The organism is Ruegeria alba, assembly GCF_022321465.1.
GTDB lineage: Bacteria > Pseudomonadota > Alphaproteobacteria > Rhodobacterales > Rhodobacteraceae > Ruegeria_B > Ruegeria_B alba.
In genome coordinates, this window is the sequence record NZ_JAKOEM010000006.1 from 79,315 (window position 1) to 94,850 (window position 15,536).

Consider the following 15,536-nt stretch of genomic DNA (forward strand, 5'->3'; position numbering starts at 1 on the left):
CCATGAAACATGTCCGAATCGCCGACCTCACGGTCGGCAACGACCTCCCGCTCACCATCATCGCGGGCCCCTGCCAGCTGGAAAGCGCCGATCACGCCCAGATGATCGCCGGCACGCTGAAAGAGGCCTGCGCTGCCGCTGGCGCGCAATATGTGTTCAAGGCCAGTTATGACAAGGCCAACCGCACCTCGCTGGGTGGCAAGCGCGGCATGGGTATCGATGCCGGGCTCAAGGTGCTGGACGATATCCGCCGCACCATGGGCGTGCCGGTGCTGACCGATGTGCATAGCGAGGCGCAATGCGCCATCGCCGCCGAGGCGGTCGATGTGCTGCAGATTCCGGCCTTTCTGTGCCGCCAGACCGATATGCTCCTGGCCGCCGGAAACACCGGCGCGGTGATCAACGTCAAGAAAGGCCAGTTCCTGGCCCCTTGGGAAATGGGCAATATCATCGACAAGATCGCCAGCACCGGCAACGAGAATATCCTGCTGACCGAGCGCGGCGTCTCTTTTGGTTATAATACGCTGGTGGCCGACATGCGCTCGCTCCCGATCATGGCTCAGACAGGCTATCCGGTGGTAATGGACGCCACCCACTCGGTGCAGCAACCGGGGGGGCGCGGCGGCTCGTCTGGTGGTCAGCGCGAATTTGCGCCCGTCATGGCCCGCGCAGCGGTGGCGGTAGGTGCTGCGGCGGTGTTTATGGAGACCCACCAAGATCCCGACAACGCCCCCTGTGACGGCCCCAACATGATCTTTCTGGACCAGATGGCCAGCCTTATCGACGTATTGATGCGCCTTGATACGCTTGCTAAAGCCAACCCAATCCGCGTCTAATAATATATAGAGAATATGACATGACCAAACCACTGTCCGAGGTCACTCCGAACAGCTGGAGTTTTTTGCGTGACGCGATGATCCGACCCACCGGCTTCCGCGAATACGACGCGCGCTGGAAATATCCCGAGGAAATCAACCTGCCAGGCATGACCGCCCTGGGTCTGGGTCTGGGTACCCAGATGCACCGCCGCGGCATCGCTCCGGTGATCGCGGTGGGCAACGACTATCGTGACTATTCTCTGGCGATCAAGAACGCGCTGATCCTGGGCCTGATGCAGGCCGGGATCCAGGTCAAGGATATCGGCCCCGCCCTATCGCCGATGGCCTATTTTGCCCAGTTCCATCTGGATGTGCCCGCCGTGGCGATGGTGACGGCCAGCCACAACCCCAATGGCTGGACCGGGGTCAAGATGGGCTTTGACCGGCCGCTGACCCATGGCCCCGACGAGATGGCCGAGCTGCGCGACATCGTGCTGAACGGCGAAGGCGTCGCGCGCCCGGACGGATCCTATGAATTCGTCGATGGCGTCAAAGAGGCCTATATCGACGATCTGGTCGGCGATTTCCGCATGTCGCGCCCGCTCAAGGTGGTCTGCGCCACGGGCAATGGCACCGCCTCGGCCTTTGCGCCAGAAATCTTTGCCCGCATGGGGGTCGAGATCGTGCCGAGCCACAACGAGCTCGACTATACCTTTCCCAACTACAACCCCAACCCCGAAGCCATGGAAATGCTGCATGACATGGCCGACACAGTTAAAGCCAGCGGCGCCGATTTCGCGCTGGGCTTTGACGGCGACGGCGACCGCTGCGGCGTGGTCGATGACGAGGGCGAGGAGATCTTTGCCGACAAGGTGGGCGTGATCATGGCGCGCGACCTGTCCAAGCTTTTTCCGGGTTCGACCTTTGTGGCCGATGTGAAATCCACCGGCCTGTTTGCCGCCGACCCCGAGTTGCAGAAACATGGCGCCAAGGCCGATTACTGGAAGACAGGCCACAGCCACATGAAACGCCGGGTCAAGGAGATTGGCGCGCTCGCGGGGTTCGAGAAATCGGGTCACTACTTCCTGGCCGAACCGATCGGGCGCGGCTATGACTGCGGCATGCGGGTGGCGGTCGAGATCTGCAAGCTGATGGATCGCAACCCCGAGATGTCGATGTCGGACCTGCGCAAGGCCCTGCCACGCACATGGTCGACGCCCACCATGTCGCCCTATGCCGCCGATACCGAGAAATACGCGATCCTTGAACGGCTGGTGGAGAAACTGGTGGCCAAACATGCCGCAGGCGACAGCTTTGCCGGGCGCGCCATCAAGGAGGTGGTCACGGTGAACGGTGCGCGTGTCATCCTGGACAACGGCTCCTGGGGGCTGGTGCGCGCCTCGTCGAACACGCCCAACCTGGTGGTGGTCTGTGAAAGCAGCGAAAGCGAAGCCGAGATGCGCGCCATCTTTGCCGAGATCGACGCGGTGATCCGCACCGAGCCGGCTGTGGGCGATTACGACCAGACCATCTGACCCAGGCAGGGGGCGCTCCCGCCCCCTCGCGCCACTCTGACGAGAGGCCCGAGGCGTTGGGCCGGGCCGCGCCTATGGCGCGGCGGTCTTTTGCGAGGCGCTGCCTCGCGCTCCGGAGTATTTGGAGCGGAATGAAGGAGCAGGAGCCTCTTCTTTCCTCTTGCCCCAAATATCCCGGGGGAGTCACCGAAGGTGACGGGGGCAGCGCCCCCCCCCTCTTTCCGCCAAAGTCAGTCGGCGCCGAGAAGCTTGAGCAGGCCCTTGGTGGCCTCCTGTTCCAGCCGGTCCTTGATCAACTCCTCAACATCCTGATCGGGTGTGATCTCGGTATCCAGCTCCTCTCCCAGTTTTCGGCGCAACTCGTCCTTGGCCTTGGTCTCGACCGCCTCCTTGTCGAGGCCAGTCGCCGCTTCGATCACCTGGCTCAGATCGGGGCGGATTGCCGGGTCGGCCCAGGGGCCGACGATGCGAACCGGCACAGCAATTCCCTGCCCCGCATTGGCCCGCAGCGCGACGGGTGTGAACAGGTAATCGATATCCCGCGCCCCCAGACCGACGCGCCCGGTGCCATTGGCCTTGAAATTGTCGAGCAGCATCAGCAGGTCCTCGTTGAAGAGATTGCCCTTGTCCATCCGATAGCTGGCGGTGAGGCTGTTGAACACGGTGGTGCCGCCACCCTTGGCCCCGCGCCCCATCAGGTTGTCGAGGTCAAATCCCGCGATCACCCCGCGCCCCATCGCCAGCCGCCCCTCGCCCGAAAGCGAGCGCATGATCTGCGCCTCGCTTTGGCCGACGCCAAGAAATTTCAGCTGACCCGAGGCTGCGCCCGAGAGCCGCTCGATCCCGCCCAGCGTCGCCAGCGCCTCGCGCATCTCGATGCCTTCGGCGCGCAGATCGCCGCCAACCGACAAGCCGTTGCGGTTGTTGGCCACGACCTGACCGGTCAATTGCCCCGAAAACAGCGAGACCGGCGCCATGTCGACCACCGCGCGGCTGTTATCAAGCGACAGGCTGATTACGCTTTGCCCCAGCTCCAGCCCCGGCAGGGCGATGGAGCCGGCGCTCAGATGCAGCGTGCCATTGGCCAGCGCCAGGGCCGAAGCGTCGATGGGTGCCTCGGACCAGCCCGAGGCCGCGTCACCGCCGCCCGAACCAGCCCCGCCAGCGGCGGCAAGCCCGGTCAGGTCCAGCGCATCCGCCGTCAGACGCGCGGTCACCTGCGGCGGGTCGGCCACCGTCACATCGGCGGCGCCGTTCAGCCGGTTGCCGTCAAGATCGGCCGCCAGATCGCGCAGAGCCAGTCGCCCGTCGGCAGTATAGGTAACCTGAGCCTTGAGATCGGCCCGCTGCCCCAGCCCGCGCGGCAGGCTGATGCCGGCCTGGCCAAAGGCCGCCAGCATCGCGGCACTGTCGCTGGTATCAAGCGTGGCGGTTCCGGCCAGCGCGCCATCGATACTGGCACGCCCCTCAAAGGTGATGCTGGTCTTGGGCGCTGCCATCGTCATCTGCATCGCGCTGACCTGCCCGTTCGAAAAGGCGCCCAGATCGGCCAGCGTCAGATCGACCGAGATCGGGCCCGCACCCGGCTCCAGCCGCGCCGCCATCTTGAGCGGTGCGTCGGTCGCGGGCCAACTGGCCGACAGATCGACGCCGCCGAAATCGAAGCTGGTCTTGCCCTCTTCGACATAGATCAGCCGGGCGTTCTTCAACTCCAGCCCGTCGAGCGTCACCAATTGCCCGCCCGCCCCGGATGTCGCAGGCGCCGCCGCGCGACCGGTCACACCCGAGGGCGAGAATTCCCAGTTCACCCGGCCCTTGGCGGTTTCCAGCCGCAGCACCGGATCCTGGGCCAGGATGCGGGTGATCCGCACCTCGCCCCCCAGCAGGGCGGGTGCTGCAACCCCGATCGCCAGCCCCTGTGCCTGCAACATCGGTGCGCTGCCCGCCCAATCGGCATTGGCCACCGTCACAGGTCCGGTCTCGACCCCGAGCACCGGCCAGAAACTGAGCTTGACTTCGCCCGCCACCGTGACCTCGCGCCCGGTCTGTTTGCGGATCTGTTCGATGGCCAGCCGCGCCAGCCGGTCACCGGGCAACAGCAGCAGCGCCGCCACCAGAACCACCGCCGCCAGTACCAGAGTGATCCCGATTCGCACGATCCACCGCATATGTGCGCTCCCTGCCTGTTTGCCTCTTGCGATATGGTCAGCCCACTCCGGTTGCGCAACATTTGCAAGGGGAAGCTTTCCCCTCTATATGCGCGCCATGAGCACGAACCCTCCGAACCTGCGCCCCGACCTGGCCCCCGCCGCCCGCTTGGGCACCGCCGCCACCCGCCCCGGCCAGCCGACCATCGGCATGGTCTCGCTGGGCTGTCCCAAGGCGCTGGTCGACAGCGAGCGCATCCTGACCCGGCTCAGGGCCGAGGGCTATGGCATCTCGCCCGACTATGCAGGCGCCGATGCGGTGATCGTGAACACCTGCGGGTTCCTTGACAGTGCCAAGGCCGAGAGCCTGGAGGCGATCGGAGAAGCACTCAAGGAAAACGGCAAGGTGATCGTGACGGGCTGTCTCGGGGCCGAACCCGACTATATCCGCGAGCATCATCCGCGCATTCTGGCCGTCACCGGCCCGCATCAATACGAGCAGGTGCTGGATGCCGTGCATGGCGCGGTCCCGCCCGATCCGGACCCGTTTGTCGACCTGCTGCCCGCCTCGGGCGTCAAGCTGACACCGCGCCATTACAGCTATCTAAAGATTTCAGAGGGCTGTAACCACAAGTGCAAGTTCTGCATCATCCCCGACATGCGCGGCAAACTGGCCAGCCGCCCGGCCCATGCGGTGCTGCGCGAGGCGGAAAAGCTTGTGGATAACGGTGTGAAGGAACTCCTGATCATCTCTCAGGATACAAGCGCTTACGGGCTGGACCGCAAGTATGACACCAACCTGTGGAAAAACCGCGAGGTCCGTAGCCATATCACCGATCTGGCGCGCGAGTTGGGGCAGCTCGACGCCTGGGTACGGCTGCACTACGTCTACCCCTATCCGCATGTGCGCGAGTTGATCCCGCTGATGGCAGATGCGGGGTGCAACCTGTTGCCCTATCTCGATATTCCGTTCCAGCACGCGCATCCCGACACGCTGAAACGCATGGCCCGCCCGGCGGCGGCGGCGCGTACCCTGGACGAGATCGCCGCTTGGCGCGAGATCTGTCCCGAGATCACCCTGCGCTCGACCTTCATCGTGGGCTACCCGGGCGAGACCGAGGCCGAGTTCCAGACCCTGCTCGACTGGCTGGACGAGGCGCAGCTGGATCGCGTGGGCTGTTTTCAATACGAAAACGTGGCCGGTGCCCGGTCGAACGATCTGCCTGATCATGTTCCGGCAGAGGTCAAGCAAGAGCGCTGGGACCGGTTCATGGAAAAGGCGCAGGCCATTTCCGAGGCGAAGCTGGCCGCGCGGGTGGGACAGGTGATCGAGGTGATCGTCGACGAGGTCGACGACGAGGCCGCCACCTGCCGCACCAAATCGGACGCCCCCGAAATCGACGGCAACCTGTTCATCGACGAGGGATTCGAAGGCTTGCAGCCCGGCGATATCGTGACGGTTGAAGTGGACGAGGCTGGGGAATACGATTTGTGGGGGACGCGGGTCTGACCCCCGCCTCCCCTGGGTCAACCCCACCAACACCCAGATTACGCCTGCACCCAGAGGTTGCGGCCATGATCCGCGCAACGAAATGCTCTCTGCACATCAGGCGGGTCAGCTATGCGCGACAAGGCACCCCTTTTCCTGCGTCCGATCCGCGCTATCGTGCAGTCGACAGACATCAGCCACTCAAAGGAACAGCCACATGTCCGACAGCCCCGATATCGCCCAGAAAGCCCCCTTTGCGGTCGAGGTGACCGAAGGCAAATCCTATTTCTGGTGCGCCTGCGGCAAATCGCAGAAACAGCCCTTTTGCGACGGCTCGCACAAGGGGACCGCGTTTGCGCCGGTGAAATACACCGCCGAAGCGGACAAGAAGGTGTTCTTTTGCGGCTGCAAGCATTCGGGCAAGCAGCCGCTCTGCGATGGCAGCCACAGCAAGCTGTGATCAGCGCAGGCTGTTCAGCATCTCGGCATTGGTGCAGAACTCGGGCGCGGCCTCGGCCCGGCCCTGCTGGCAGGCCAGCCAGAGCTGGCAGGGTTCCGTGCATTCCGCGGCACGGCATCGAGTGACGAGTTCGGCGTAATCTTCCTCGGTCAGGCGTTTCTCGGCCAGTGCCTCGGTAAAGGACACGCCGATGGTGCGAGCCACCGAGCGGGTCAGCCAGAAATGCCGTTCGATATCGCCCAGCGGGATCTGAGCCATGGAAATCTCCTTGAACCTGTGCGGGCCGTCTAGGGGTGCAGACGGTCGAGCAATGCGCGGTTGCGACAGTATTGCGGCGCCTGGAGCGCGGTGTCGCGGGTGCCGAGCCATTCGGAGCAGTGCGCGGGATTGCTGCATCCGGTGCAGGCCAGAACCGCATCGCTGATCTCGTCGATGCGCAACTGACCCTTCAGGGCCGATTCCTCCAGATCGTGGCCCAACGTGGCGGCCATGCGGTCGAACAGGTCGGCGTGTTTTTTCAGCGTGTCTCGGTCGGCCATGTTGTCCTCTGCTGTCGCGGCGGCGATGGCATCAGACTAGCGCAGAGCGCGCGCCCTGCCCTTGACGCAGGTCAAGCGCCCAGGCCGAGGTGATCGAGATAGGCGCGGGTGGCATCCCCCACCCGGCGGAACCGGTCGCCGCCCAGTTTCTTGCCGCCATACCAGCGGGTGACCACGATGACATGATCGGCCAGCGCGGCGCGCTCCATCATCCGCAGTATCACCATGGCGGCGCCGGATTCGCCGTCATCGGCCTTGAGCGCGCCGCTGGGCAGCAGCGCCGCCCAAGTGTTGTGGGTGGCCTTGGCATAGGCGCGGTCCGCTTTCAGTTCGGCAAGAACCGCGTCCACCTCCTCCCGGCTGCGGGCGGGGGCGCCGCTGACCGCGTATTTCGACCCGCGATCGGACAGCACGACGCCCAGCCGGGTCAGCCCGGTCACTGGGTCAGGCCCAGGCTGCTGGCGGTCCGCTGCACCGTCTGGATGCGGGCGGCATTGGGCGGGTGCGATCCCAGGAACCGGTCGCCCGGATCGGGAATGCGCGAGAAGAAATGCGCCCCCACCAGCGGGTTGTAACCGGCCTTGTGGGTGATCACCGTACCCAGTTCATCGGCCTCCAGCTCATATTCCTTGGAGTAGGTGAGCGCACCCACGCTGGCGCCGATCTGTGTGGCGGCGTCGATGGTCGAGGACCCGCCCCCCGCCAGCCCCGCCAGACCGCCCAGGATGATGGCACCGGCGACAGCGCTGGCATTCTGACGCGCCAGATGGCCGCGAATGTGATGCGCCGCCTCATGCCCCATGACAAAGGCAAGCTCGTCGGCATTGCGCGCGGTGGCAATCATGGACCGGGTAAAGATGATCAGCGGCCGGCCGTTCTTGTCCACGGTCTGATATGCGTTGACCGGCGCCTTGGGGTTGGGGTCGACCTCGATCTTGAAATCGCAATTGGCGCCCTGGGTGCGCTGCTGGCATTCGCGCACTGCCACCGGGCGCACCCGTGCCGAAACGCTGGCAAAGGCCGATTGCGCCGCGCTTGCGCTCAACGGCGGACTGTCCGGGACCGACGGCAGAGGTGCGACGGGTCCGGGGTCGGACACCTCGCACGCAGACAACAAGCCAAGCGCAACCGTCAGAAACAGAAACCGCCGCATGGGAAACCTTTATCGTTTTTCGACATTCAGGTCAGAGTTTAGCCTGCGCGCCGGGCGGCTTCCAGCCCCAGCCGCGCGCGCGGGCTTGCATTGGCCGGACGCCGCCGTCACTGTGACGATATGTTTACCATCGAACATGAATTCGACTCGACCGTGATCACGCTTGTCGACGAGGGAGAGACCCCCTTGCAAGAGGATGTGGTCATCAATTCCTTTGCCGAATGCGTGACGGTCGAGCAATACGACCCGCGCACCGAAACCATGCAAAAGATCACCCTTTCGCCCGAACAGCTGCGCGATCTGGCGGCGGCGCTGGATCTGCCCGAGGGGGTGTATCAGCTGCGCGAGGTGCCGGGCTGACCCTCAGCCCCCCAGATAGACAAAGGTCTTGTCACGCGCGGTCTGGCCGCGCCTGAGGTCCAGTCGGCTGGGTGCCACGCCCATGGCGCGGGCCAGGAGTTTGCGCACCGCCTCATTGGCCTTGCCGTCCTCGGGCGGGGCAGTGACGGTGATCCGTAACACCTCTCCCGCCAGGATCACGCTGTCGCGCGCGGCCTTTGGTGTGACACGCAGGACAATCTCTTGCCCCGGCCGGGCCAGGTGCGACAGATCGGGGAGGGATTTGACCTTGGGCTTCGCCATGCCCCCGTTCTACAGGGTTCCGCGCAAAAGCCCAGCCTGGTGCTCAGTACCACTCTTCTCCGCGTGGCCCCAGGTAATAGGCGGTTGCTGCCGCGCGCGCGTCGCTGTCGCGCTGCGCCGTGGGTGGTGGCAGGCTGCCGGGATACTGGGTCACTGGCGGCGGTTCTGTCGTGGCACAAGCGCTCAGCGCCAGAAGCGCCACCAGCGGAATGGCATGCGGGATCATGACGGGGTCTCCTTCCGGTGACGCATGCTAGCACGTCCGTGCGCGCACCCGGCGCGGCAAAAGCAGACCCTCACGCAGGATTTACCCTTGAAACTCCGCGCCCTCTCACCGAGATAGCGAAGAAGGATTTATGTGAAAAGGATTTACATATGCCGCCGCGCAACGATGCCGCCCTCGAGTTCCTGTTGACCCGCCGGTCGCGCCCAGCCAAGACGCTGACCGCCCCGGCGCCCAGCCGCCAAGAGTTGGTGTCGTTGCTGACCGCCGCCGCCCGCAGTCCCGATCACGGCAAGCTGGAGCCCTGGCGCTTTGTCGTGCTGGAACAGGGCGCGATGGCGCGGCTGGCCGATCTGGCCGAGGCACGCGGGCGGGCGCTGGGCAAGCAGGACGAGGATATCGCCAAGGGGCGGGCGCAATTCGATCAGGGCATTCTGGCGGTGGCTGTGATCGAGGTGCAGAAGGACAGCCCCAAGATCCCGGCGATCGAACAGACCTATTCGGCTGGCGCGGTCTGCCTGGCGCTGCTGAACGCGGCGCTGGCGGCAGGCTGGGGCGCCAACTGGCTGAGCGGCTGGCCCTCGCATGACCGCGCATTCTGTGCCGAGGGGCTGGGGCTTGAAGCCCATGAACGGGTGGCCGGCCTGATCCATATCGCCACCGAAACCAGCGCCCCGCCCGACCGGCCCCGACCGGATCTGGAGACCATCACCACCTGGGTCTCGGCATGATCATCGTCAACGCTTTCCTCGCCGCGCTGGGCCAGATCGGCGATCCGCGCTTTCGCAAAGTGCTGGGTCTGGGTGTGGGCCTGACGCTGGCGCTGCTGGTGGCGGTCTATGCGCTGTTCCTGTGGCTGATCCAATGGCTGGTCGGCCCCGAAGTCACCCTTCCGGTGCTGGGCGAGGTGACCTGGGTCGGGGGGTTGCTCAGCGTGTCGTCGCTGATCTTCATGCTGGTGTTGTCGGTGTTCCTGATGGTGCCGGTGGCCTCGGCCATCACCTCGATGTTCCTGGACGAGGTAGCGCAGGCGGTCGAGGACCGGCATTATCCGCACCTGCCCGCCGTGGCCAAGGTGCCCTTTGGCGAGGCGCTCAAGGACACGGTCAACTTTCTGGGGGTGCTGATCGCGGCTAACCTGGCGGCCTTTGTCCTCTATGCCATGTTCGCGCCTTTTGCGCTGTTCATCTTCTGGGGGCTGAACGGGTTCCTGCTGGGCCGCGAGTATTTCACCCTGGCCGCGATGCGCCGGGTCGGCCGGGCCGAGGCACGCCGCTTGCGCTCGAAACACCTGATGGCAATCTGGCTTGCCGGTGCCCTGATGGCGATCCCGTTGTCGGTGCCGCTGGTGAACCTGCTGATCCCGATCCTGGGTGCGGCCACTTTCACCCATATCTTTCATGCGGTGAACGGCACGCGCTGAACGCTGTGGAGGGGCACCGGGGTGCCCCGCCCTCACTCCAGCGGCGGCATCACCTTGAGCAGGTTGATGTCGTCGACGCTGATCCACCCGGACAGGATGATGCCCCCGATGATCGCCCAGAGCACCACCGTAAGACCGGTGGTGATCCAGGCCTTGGTTTTCAGATGGTGATGTTCGGGGGCACCGGCATGGGTGCCGGGCACGATATCACCCAGATCGCCCTGCGTGCGCACGCGGATCGGCAACACGATCAGGAAGGTCATGAACCAGATGACCGAGAACAGCACCAATGCGGATGTGATCGACATGTTCGCCCCCTTTGGGTTTCACCCTGATATGGGTCAGACCTGCTCCAGTTCCACCAGGCAGCCGTTGAAATCCTTCGGATGCAGGAACAGCACCGGCTTGCCATGGGCGCCGATCTTGGGGTCGCCCGTGCCCAGCACCCGGGCGCCGGTCGATTTCAGGTGGTCGCGCGCGGCGATGATATCCTCGACCTCGTAGCAGACATGGTGGATGCCGCCCGAGGGGTTTTTGTCCAGAAACCCCTGGATCGGGCTGTTCTCGCCCAGCGGATAGAGCAGTTCGATCTTGGTATTGGGCAATTCGATGAACACCACGGTCACGCCATGGTCGGGTTCGTCCTGCGGCGCACCCACCTTGGCGCCCAGCGCGCTGCGGTATTGCGCGGACGCGGCCTCGAGATCCGGTACGGCAATGGCGACATGGTTCAAACGGCCGATCATGATCATCCTCCAATGGTTCATCGGGTTGGGCGTCTTATGCGGCCTGCCGCCGGTCGGGGCAAGTGCGCCAAATCGCCCATTAACGTCCTGTTAGCCAGCGTGACCTAGCGTTGAGAGGTCTGCTGAAGGAGCCAGCCATGGATGATTCTGATCCCTTTGCCGCCCCGCACCGGCTGCCGACGGTTACCCGCCCGCTGCTGGGGCTGACCATTCTCGTGGTCGAGGACAGTCGCTTCGCCTGCGAGGCGATGCGCCTGTTGTGCCTGCGCAGCGGCGCCCGTATCAGGCGCGCGGATTGCTTGAAATCGGCACGCAGGCATTTGCAGATCTACCGCCCCTCGGTGATCATCGTCGATATGGGGCTGCCCGACGGCTCGGGCGCCGACCTGATCGAGGAGATGGCCCATACCGCACCCCGGATCGGAGTGATCCTGGGTACCTCGGGCGACGATGGCGCCGAAGAAATGGCGCTGGAGGCCGGCGCCGACGGGTTCCTGGCCAAACCGGTGACCTCGCTCGCGACCTTTCAGGCCGAAATCCTGTCGCGCCTGCCCGCCGACCGGCAACCGACCGGACCGCGCATCCTGCATGACGAACACGTTCGCCCAGACCCCATCGCCTATCAGGATGACATGGCCCATGTGGCAGATGTGCTGAGCGAAAAGTCCGACCCCCAGACGCTGGACTATGTTGCGCAATTCCTGCTGGGATTGGCGCGCAGCGCCGAGGATCACGCGCTGGCCTCGGCCGCGCAGGCGCTGGCCCGCACCCGCGCCTGCGGTGCCCCCGTCACCTCGGATACGGCGCGGATCGCGGGGCTGGTGCAGGAGCGTCTGAACCACAGAAAGGCGATCTGAGATGACCGGGTTGCTGCCCATCGCCATCGTGACCGCCGGTGTTCTGTTCTACGCCCTGAACGGGCATAAGACTCCCGTTCCGCGACACAAGCGGGTCGGGCCACGCTGATCCTGCCGCCATCCCGGTGGGGCGGCACACGGTCACGAGCATGATCCGCCAGCTCGGTCGGCGCCTAACACCGGCAGAGCTGGTACTACCTTGGGGTCGCAAAGCGTGTTTACCTTTCGTTCTCACCCACCTAGAGTGGACATCCCCGCAAAAGGGGCGTGACAATCGGGGGGGAAGACCGCAATATGTTGGACATGTCTCAATCAGCCTCTCAAGATCTGTCGGATTTCCTGGGTGACGACCGCTTCGCCACCGTGATGGCCGACCCGCCCTGGCGGTTCACCAACCGCACCGGCAAGGTTGCACCCGAACACAAGCGGCTGGCACGCTATCCGACCATGACGCTGGAGGATATCTGTGCCCTGCCGGTGGCCGATTATCTCGAGGATCGGGCGCATTGCTATCTCTGGGTGCCCAACGCCCTGCTGCCCGAAGGCTTGCAGGTGCTCAGCGCCTGGGGGTTCGAATACAAGTCCAACATCGTCTGGCACAAGGTGCGCAAGGATGGCGGCTCGGACGGGCGCGGTGTGGGGTTCTATTTCCGCAACGTGACCGAGCTGTTGCTGTTCGGCACCAAGGGCAAGAATGCCCGCACGCTGGCGCCGGGCCGGCGGCAGGTCAACATGATGCAGACCCGCAAGCGCGAACATTCGCGCAAGCCCGACGAGCAATACGAACTGATCGAGGGCTGTTCCTGGGGGCCCTATCTGGAGATGTTCGGGCGCGGCGTCCGCGACGGCTGGACCGTCTGGGGCAATCAGGCCGATGCCGATTACAAGCCCAGCTGGAAGACCTATTCCTATAACTCCGGCGTCGCGGCCGAGTAACATGGCCCGCAGTATCGACGATGCGGTGTTCGATCCGGGCGGCGCGGTCGAGGCGCAGCTGGGCTGGACACTCGGTGCGCGCTACTCGGTGGCCAGCTATCGAAGTGCCGCCGCCGTGATCGCCCAGCGCGCGCCTGCCGAACTGGCCGCGATCCTGCGCATCCTCGACGCCTTTACCATCAGCCGCACCGAAATCCGCTCGCCCGGCGGCAACCGGATGTCGGCCACCACCCGCTTTGCCGATCTGGCGGCGGCCGAGGGGTTTCACCAAGAGGTGCGGATCGAGGCCGATCTGACCGTCCGCCTGCGCGAGGGCAAGGGCGAGAACGCACCCGAGATCGACCGCATCCTGCGCGCCGATTACATCCACAACCACCTGGTCGATTTCTGGCGTGGCCGGGTGGCGTTCGATTACGAGTGGAACAGCAAGGACCAGACCTATGACCGCGATCTCTATGCCTTTCGGAGTTTCTTCGAAGCGGGCGTGATCGATGTCGGCGTCATCGTGACCCGGGCGCTGCCGCCCGAGTTCTTTCAGTCGCTGGGCTATTGCCTGGACAAGGATGGCAACGAGACAGCCAGCACCGTGGCGGCCAAGTTCGGAGCCAGCACCACCGGCACCCACAAGCTGCTCAGCCGCATCGCGGCGGGGCGCAGCGGCGGCTGTCCGGTGCTGGTCTTCGGGATACGCCCCGGCAACATCACACCGGCCTGAACCGCGCTCAGTCCTGCGGGATCACCCGCAGGCCCAGTTCCATCAGCTGGTCCGAACTGGGCTCGGACGGCGCCTGCATCATCAGATCCTCGGCGCGCTGGTTCATCGGGAACATCATCACTTCGCGAATGTTGGCCTCGTCCGCCAGCAGCATCACGATACGGTCGATCCCGGCGGCACAGCCCCCGTGCGGCGGCGCGCCGTAATGGAAGGCGTTGAAGAGCGCGCCAAAACGGGCTTTGACCTCGTCGGCACCATATCCGGCCAGCTCGAACGCCTTGAGCATGATCTCGGGCTTGTGGTTGCGGATCGCGCCCGACACCAGTTCATAGCCGTTGCAGGCGAGGTCGTATTGGAAACCGCGCACCGCCATCGGGTCGCCATTCAGCGCCTCCATCCCGCCTTGCGGCATCGAGAAGGGGTTGTGTTCAAAGTCGATCTCGCCGGTTTCCTCGTCACGTTCGTAGATCGGGAAGTCGACGATCCAGGCAAAGGCAAAGCGGTCGGTCTCGGTCAGGCCCAGTTCGGCGCCGATCACGTCGCGTGCCTTGCCCGCGACCTTTTCAAACGACTTGGGCTTGCCGCCGAGGAAGAAGGCGGCATCGCCCACGCCCAGGCCCAGCTGCTGGCGGATCGCCTCGGTGCGCTCGGTGCCGATGTTCTTCGCCAGCGGACCGGCCGCCTCCATCCCATCACCCTGATCGCGCCAGAAGATATAGCCCATGCCCGGCAGGCCCTCTTTCTGGGCGAAGGCGTTCATCCGGTCGCAGAACTTGCGGCTGCCGCCGGTGGGGGCGGGAATGGCGCGGATCTCGGTACCCTCTTGCTCCAAAAGCTTGGCGAAGATGGCAAAGCCCGAGCCGCGGAAATGCTCGGAACAATCCTGCATCCTGATCGGGTTGCGCAGGTCGGGCTTGTCGGTGCCGTACCATTTGGCGGCATCGGCATAGGCGATCTGCGGCCAGTCCTGCGGCGCGTCCACCTTGCGGCCGCCGCCGAATTCCTGAAACACGCCCGCCAGCACCGGCGCGATGGTGTCGAACACGTCCTGCTGGGTGACAAAGCTCATTTCCAGGTCGAGCTGGTAGAAATCGGTGGGCGAGCGGTCGGCGCGCGGATCCTCGTCGCGGAAACAGGGCGCGATCTGGAAATACTTGTCAAAGCCCGAGACCATGATCAGCTGCTTGAACTGCTGCGGCGCCTGCGGCAGCGCGTAGAAGCGGCCCGGATGCAGGCGCGAGGGCACCAGGAAGTCGCGCGCGCCTTCGGGCGAGGAGGCGGTGATGATTGGGGTCTGGTATTCGCGGAACCCCTTGTCCCACATGCGGCGGCGCATAGAGGCGACCACGTCCGAGCGCAGGGTCATGTTGGCCTGCATCGCCTCGCGGCGCAGGTCGAGATAGCGATAGCGCAGGCGGGTTTCTTCGGGGTATTCCTGATCGCCGAACACCATCAGCGGCAGTTCCTCGGCCCGGCCCAGCACCTCAAGCTCGCGGACATAGACCTCGATCTCGCCGGTGGGCAGCTTGGGGTTGACCAGGTCCGCGTCGCGCGCCTTGACCGTGCCGTCGATGCGGATGCACCATTCCGAGCGGACCTTTTCCAGCTCGGCGAAGGCGGCGCTGTCGCCGTCGCACAGCACCTGTGTCACGCCATAGTGGTCGCGCAGGTCGATGAACAGCACCCCGCCATGGTCGCGCACCCTGTGGACCCAGCCGGACAGGCGAACGGTTTCGCCGACATTGGCGGCGGTCAGGGCGGCGCAGGTATGGCTGCGATAGGCGTGCATCGGTGATATCCCTTCGGCGGAGAAAGCGTCGCGCCGATACAGCGCGATAGGCCGGGGAAGTCAA

General features: G+C 64.8%; 20 protein-coding genes. 10 read left to right on the forward strand and 10 right to left on the reverse strand.

Annotated elements, in window-relative coordinates:
• Window positions 1-2 precede the first annotated feature (2 nt).
• Together kdsA and MB818_RS09360 are read left to right on the forward strand one after the other, a co-directional pair.
• Window positions 3-836, forward strand: a complete 834-nt coding sequence (gene kdsA, locus MB818_RS09355) for a 3-deoxy-8-phosphooctulonate synthase (protein ID WP_234139375.1) — start codon at window positions 3-5, stop codon at window positions 834-836.
• Between the two features lie 20 nt (window positions 837-856).
• Window positions 857-2,353 (forward strand): phosphomannomutase/phosphoglucomutase, encoded by a 1,497-nt coding sequence (locus MB818_RS09360; RefSeq protein WP_234216510.1) that lies wholly within the window; start codon window positions 857-859, stop codon window positions 2,351-2,353.
• Window positions 2,354-2,583: 230 nt separating this feature from the next.
• Here MB818_RS09360 and MB818_RS09365 read toward each other — a convergent pair whose 3' ends face one another.
• Window positions 2,584-4,521, reverse strand: a complete 1,938-nt coding sequence (locus tag MB818_RS09365; protein WP_238904892.1) for an AsmA family protein — start codon at window positions 4,519-4,521, stop codon at window positions 2,584-2,586.
• Between the two features lie 97 nt (window positions 4,522-4,618).
• Between MB818_RS09365 and rimO the strand changes: the two genes are divergently transcribed.
• On the forward strand, window positions 4,619-6,010 hold the full coding sequence (gene rimO / locus MB818_RS09370) for a 30S ribosomal protein S12 methylthiotransferase RimO (protein ID WP_234139372.1): 1,392 nt from the start codon (window positions 4,619-4,621) through the stop codon (window positions 6,008-6,010).
• 196 nt (window positions 6,011-6,206) lie between these two features.
• On the forward strand, window positions 6,207-6,449 hold the full coding sequence (locus tag MB818_RS09375) for a CDGSH iron-sulfur domain-containing protein (protein ID WP_234143190.1): 243 nt from the start codon (window positions 6,207-6,209) through the stop codon (window positions 6,447-6,449).
• Here MB818_RS09375 and MB818_RS09380 read toward each other — a convergent pair whose 3' ends face one another.
• The 4 genes from MB818_RS09380 to MB818_RS09395 all read right to left on the reverse strand — a co-directional run bounded on the left by MB818_RS09380 (window position 6,450) and on the right by MB818_RS09395 (window position 8,141).
• Window positions 6,450-6,707, reverse strand: coding sequence for a DUF6455 family protein (locus MB818_RS09380; protein ID WP_234139370.1), 258 nt, complete (start codon window positions 6,705-6,707; stop codon window positions 6,450-6,452).
• Window positions 6,708-6,736: 29 nt separating this feature from the next.
• Window positions 6,737-6,988, reverse strand: a complete 252-nt coding sequence (locus tag MB818_RS09385) for a DUF6455 family protein (protein ID WP_238904894.1) — start codon at window positions 6,986-6,988, stop codon at window positions 6,737-6,739.
• Window positions 6,989-7,059: 71 nt separating this feature from the next.
• On the reverse strand, window positions 7,060-7,428 hold the full coding sequence (locus MB818_RS09390; protein WP_238904896.1) for a YigZ family protein: 369 nt from the start codon (window positions 7,426-7,428) through the stop codon (window positions 7,060-7,062).
• Window positions 7,425-8,141, reverse strand: a complete 717-nt coding sequence (locus tag MB818_RS09395) for a M48 family metallopeptidase (protein WP_234167161.1) — start codon at window positions 8,139-8,141, stop codon at window positions 7,425-7,427. The genes MB818_RS09390 and MB818_RS09395 overlap by 4 nt, the downstream gene beginning before the upstream one ends.
• Before the next feature lie 120 nt (window positions 8,142-8,261).
• Between MB818_RS09395 and MB818_RS09400 the strand changes: the two genes are divergently transcribed.
• On the forward strand, window positions 8,262-8,501 hold the full coding sequence (locus MB818_RS09400) for a DUF8831 family protein (protein WP_234139366.1): 240 nt from the start codon (window positions 8,262-8,264) through the stop codon (window positions 8,499-8,501).
• 3 nt (window positions 8,502-8,504) lie between these two features.
• Here the strand turns inward: MB818_RS09400 and MB818_RS09405 are convergent, their stop codons facing one another.
• Together MB818_RS09405 and MB818_RS09410 are read right to left on the reverse strand one after the other, a co-directional pair.
• On the reverse strand, window positions 8,505-8,783 hold the full coding sequence (locus MB818_RS09405) for a DUF167 domain-containing protein (protein WP_234182958.1): 279 nt from the start codon (window positions 8,781-8,783) through the stop codon (window positions 8,505-8,507).
• A 43-nt stretch (window positions 8,784-8,826) separates the two neighbouring features.
• A complete protein-coding gene (locus MB818_RS09410; RefSeq protein WP_234139364.1) occupies window positions 8,827-9,009 on the reverse strand; it encodes a hypothetical protein in 183 nt (60 codons plus the stop codon).
• A gap of 149 nt (window positions 9,010-9,158) precedes the next feature.
• Between MB818_RS09410 and MB818_RS09415 the strand changes: the two genes are divergently transcribed.
• Window positions 9,159-9,737: a nitroreductase family protein gene (locus tag MB818_RS09415; protein WP_234139363.1), complete on the forward strand. Its 579-nt coding sequence runs from the start codon at window positions 9,159-9,161 to the stop codon at window positions 9,735-9,737.
• Complete coding sequence (locus MB818_RS09420) at window positions 9,734-10,429, forward strand: EI24 domain-containing protein (RefSeq protein ID WP_234216514.1); 696 nt, start codon at window positions 9,734-9,736, stop codon at window positions 10,427-10,429. The genes MB818_RS09415 and MB818_RS09420 overlap by 4 nt, the downstream gene beginning before the upstream one ends.
• A gap of 32 nt (window positions 10,430-10,461) precedes the next feature.
• On the opposite strand, the gene MB818_RS09425 is transcribed toward MB818_RS09420, so the two are convergent.
• Window positions 10,462-10,737, reverse strand: coding sequence for a DUF1467 family protein (locus MB818_RS09425; protein WP_234139361.1), 276 nt, complete (start codon window positions 10,735-10,737; stop codon window positions 10,462-10,464).
• Window positions 10,738-10,770: 33 nt separating this feature from the next.
• Window positions 10,771-11,175, reverse strand: coding sequence for a methylmalonyl-CoA epimerase (gene mce, locus MB818_RS09430; protein WP_234139360.1), 405 nt, complete (start codon window positions 11,173-11,175; stop codon window positions 10,771-10,773).
• Window positions 11,176-11,312: 137 nt separating this feature from the next.
• Here mce and MB818_RS09435 point away from each other — a divergent pair, with 137 nt between their 5' ends.
• The 3 genes from MB818_RS09435 to MB818_RS09445 all read left to right on the forward strand — a co-directional run bounded on the left by MB818_RS09435 (window position 11,313) and on the right by MB818_RS09445 (window position 13,683).
• Window positions 11,313-12,032 (forward strand): response regulator, encoded by a 720-nt coding sequence (locus tag MB818_RS09435; RefSeq protein WP_238904898.1) that lies wholly within the window; start codon window positions 11,313-11,315, stop codon window positions 12,030-12,032.
• A gap of 303 nt (window positions 12,033-12,335) precedes the next feature.
• Window positions 12,336-12,968 carry an MT-A70 family methyltransferase gene (locus MB818_RS09440; protein WP_234139358.1) on the forward strand — a complete coding sequence of 211 codons (633 nt, stop codon included), beginning with the start codon at window positions 12,336-12,338 and terminating at the stop codon, window positions 12,966-12,968.
• Window position 12,969: 1 nt separating this feature from the next.
• On the forward strand, window positions 12,970-13,683 hold the full coding sequence (locus tag MB818_RS09445; RefSeq protein ID WP_238904900.1) for a BglII/BstYI family type II restriction endonuclease: 714 nt from the start codon (window positions 12,970-12,972) through the stop codon (window positions 13,681-13,683).
• A gap of 7 nt (window positions 13,684-13,690) precedes the next feature.
• Here MB818_RS09445 and aspS read toward each other — a convergent pair whose 3' ends face one another.
• Window positions 13,691-15,472 carry an aspartate--tRNA ligase gene (aspS, locus tag MB818_RS09450; protein WP_234216518.1) on the reverse strand — a complete coding sequence of 594 codons (1,782 nt, stop codon included), beginning with the start codon at window positions 15,470-15,472 and terminating at the stop codon, window positions 13,691-13,693.
• Window positions 15,473-15,536: the final 64 nt, after the last annotated feature.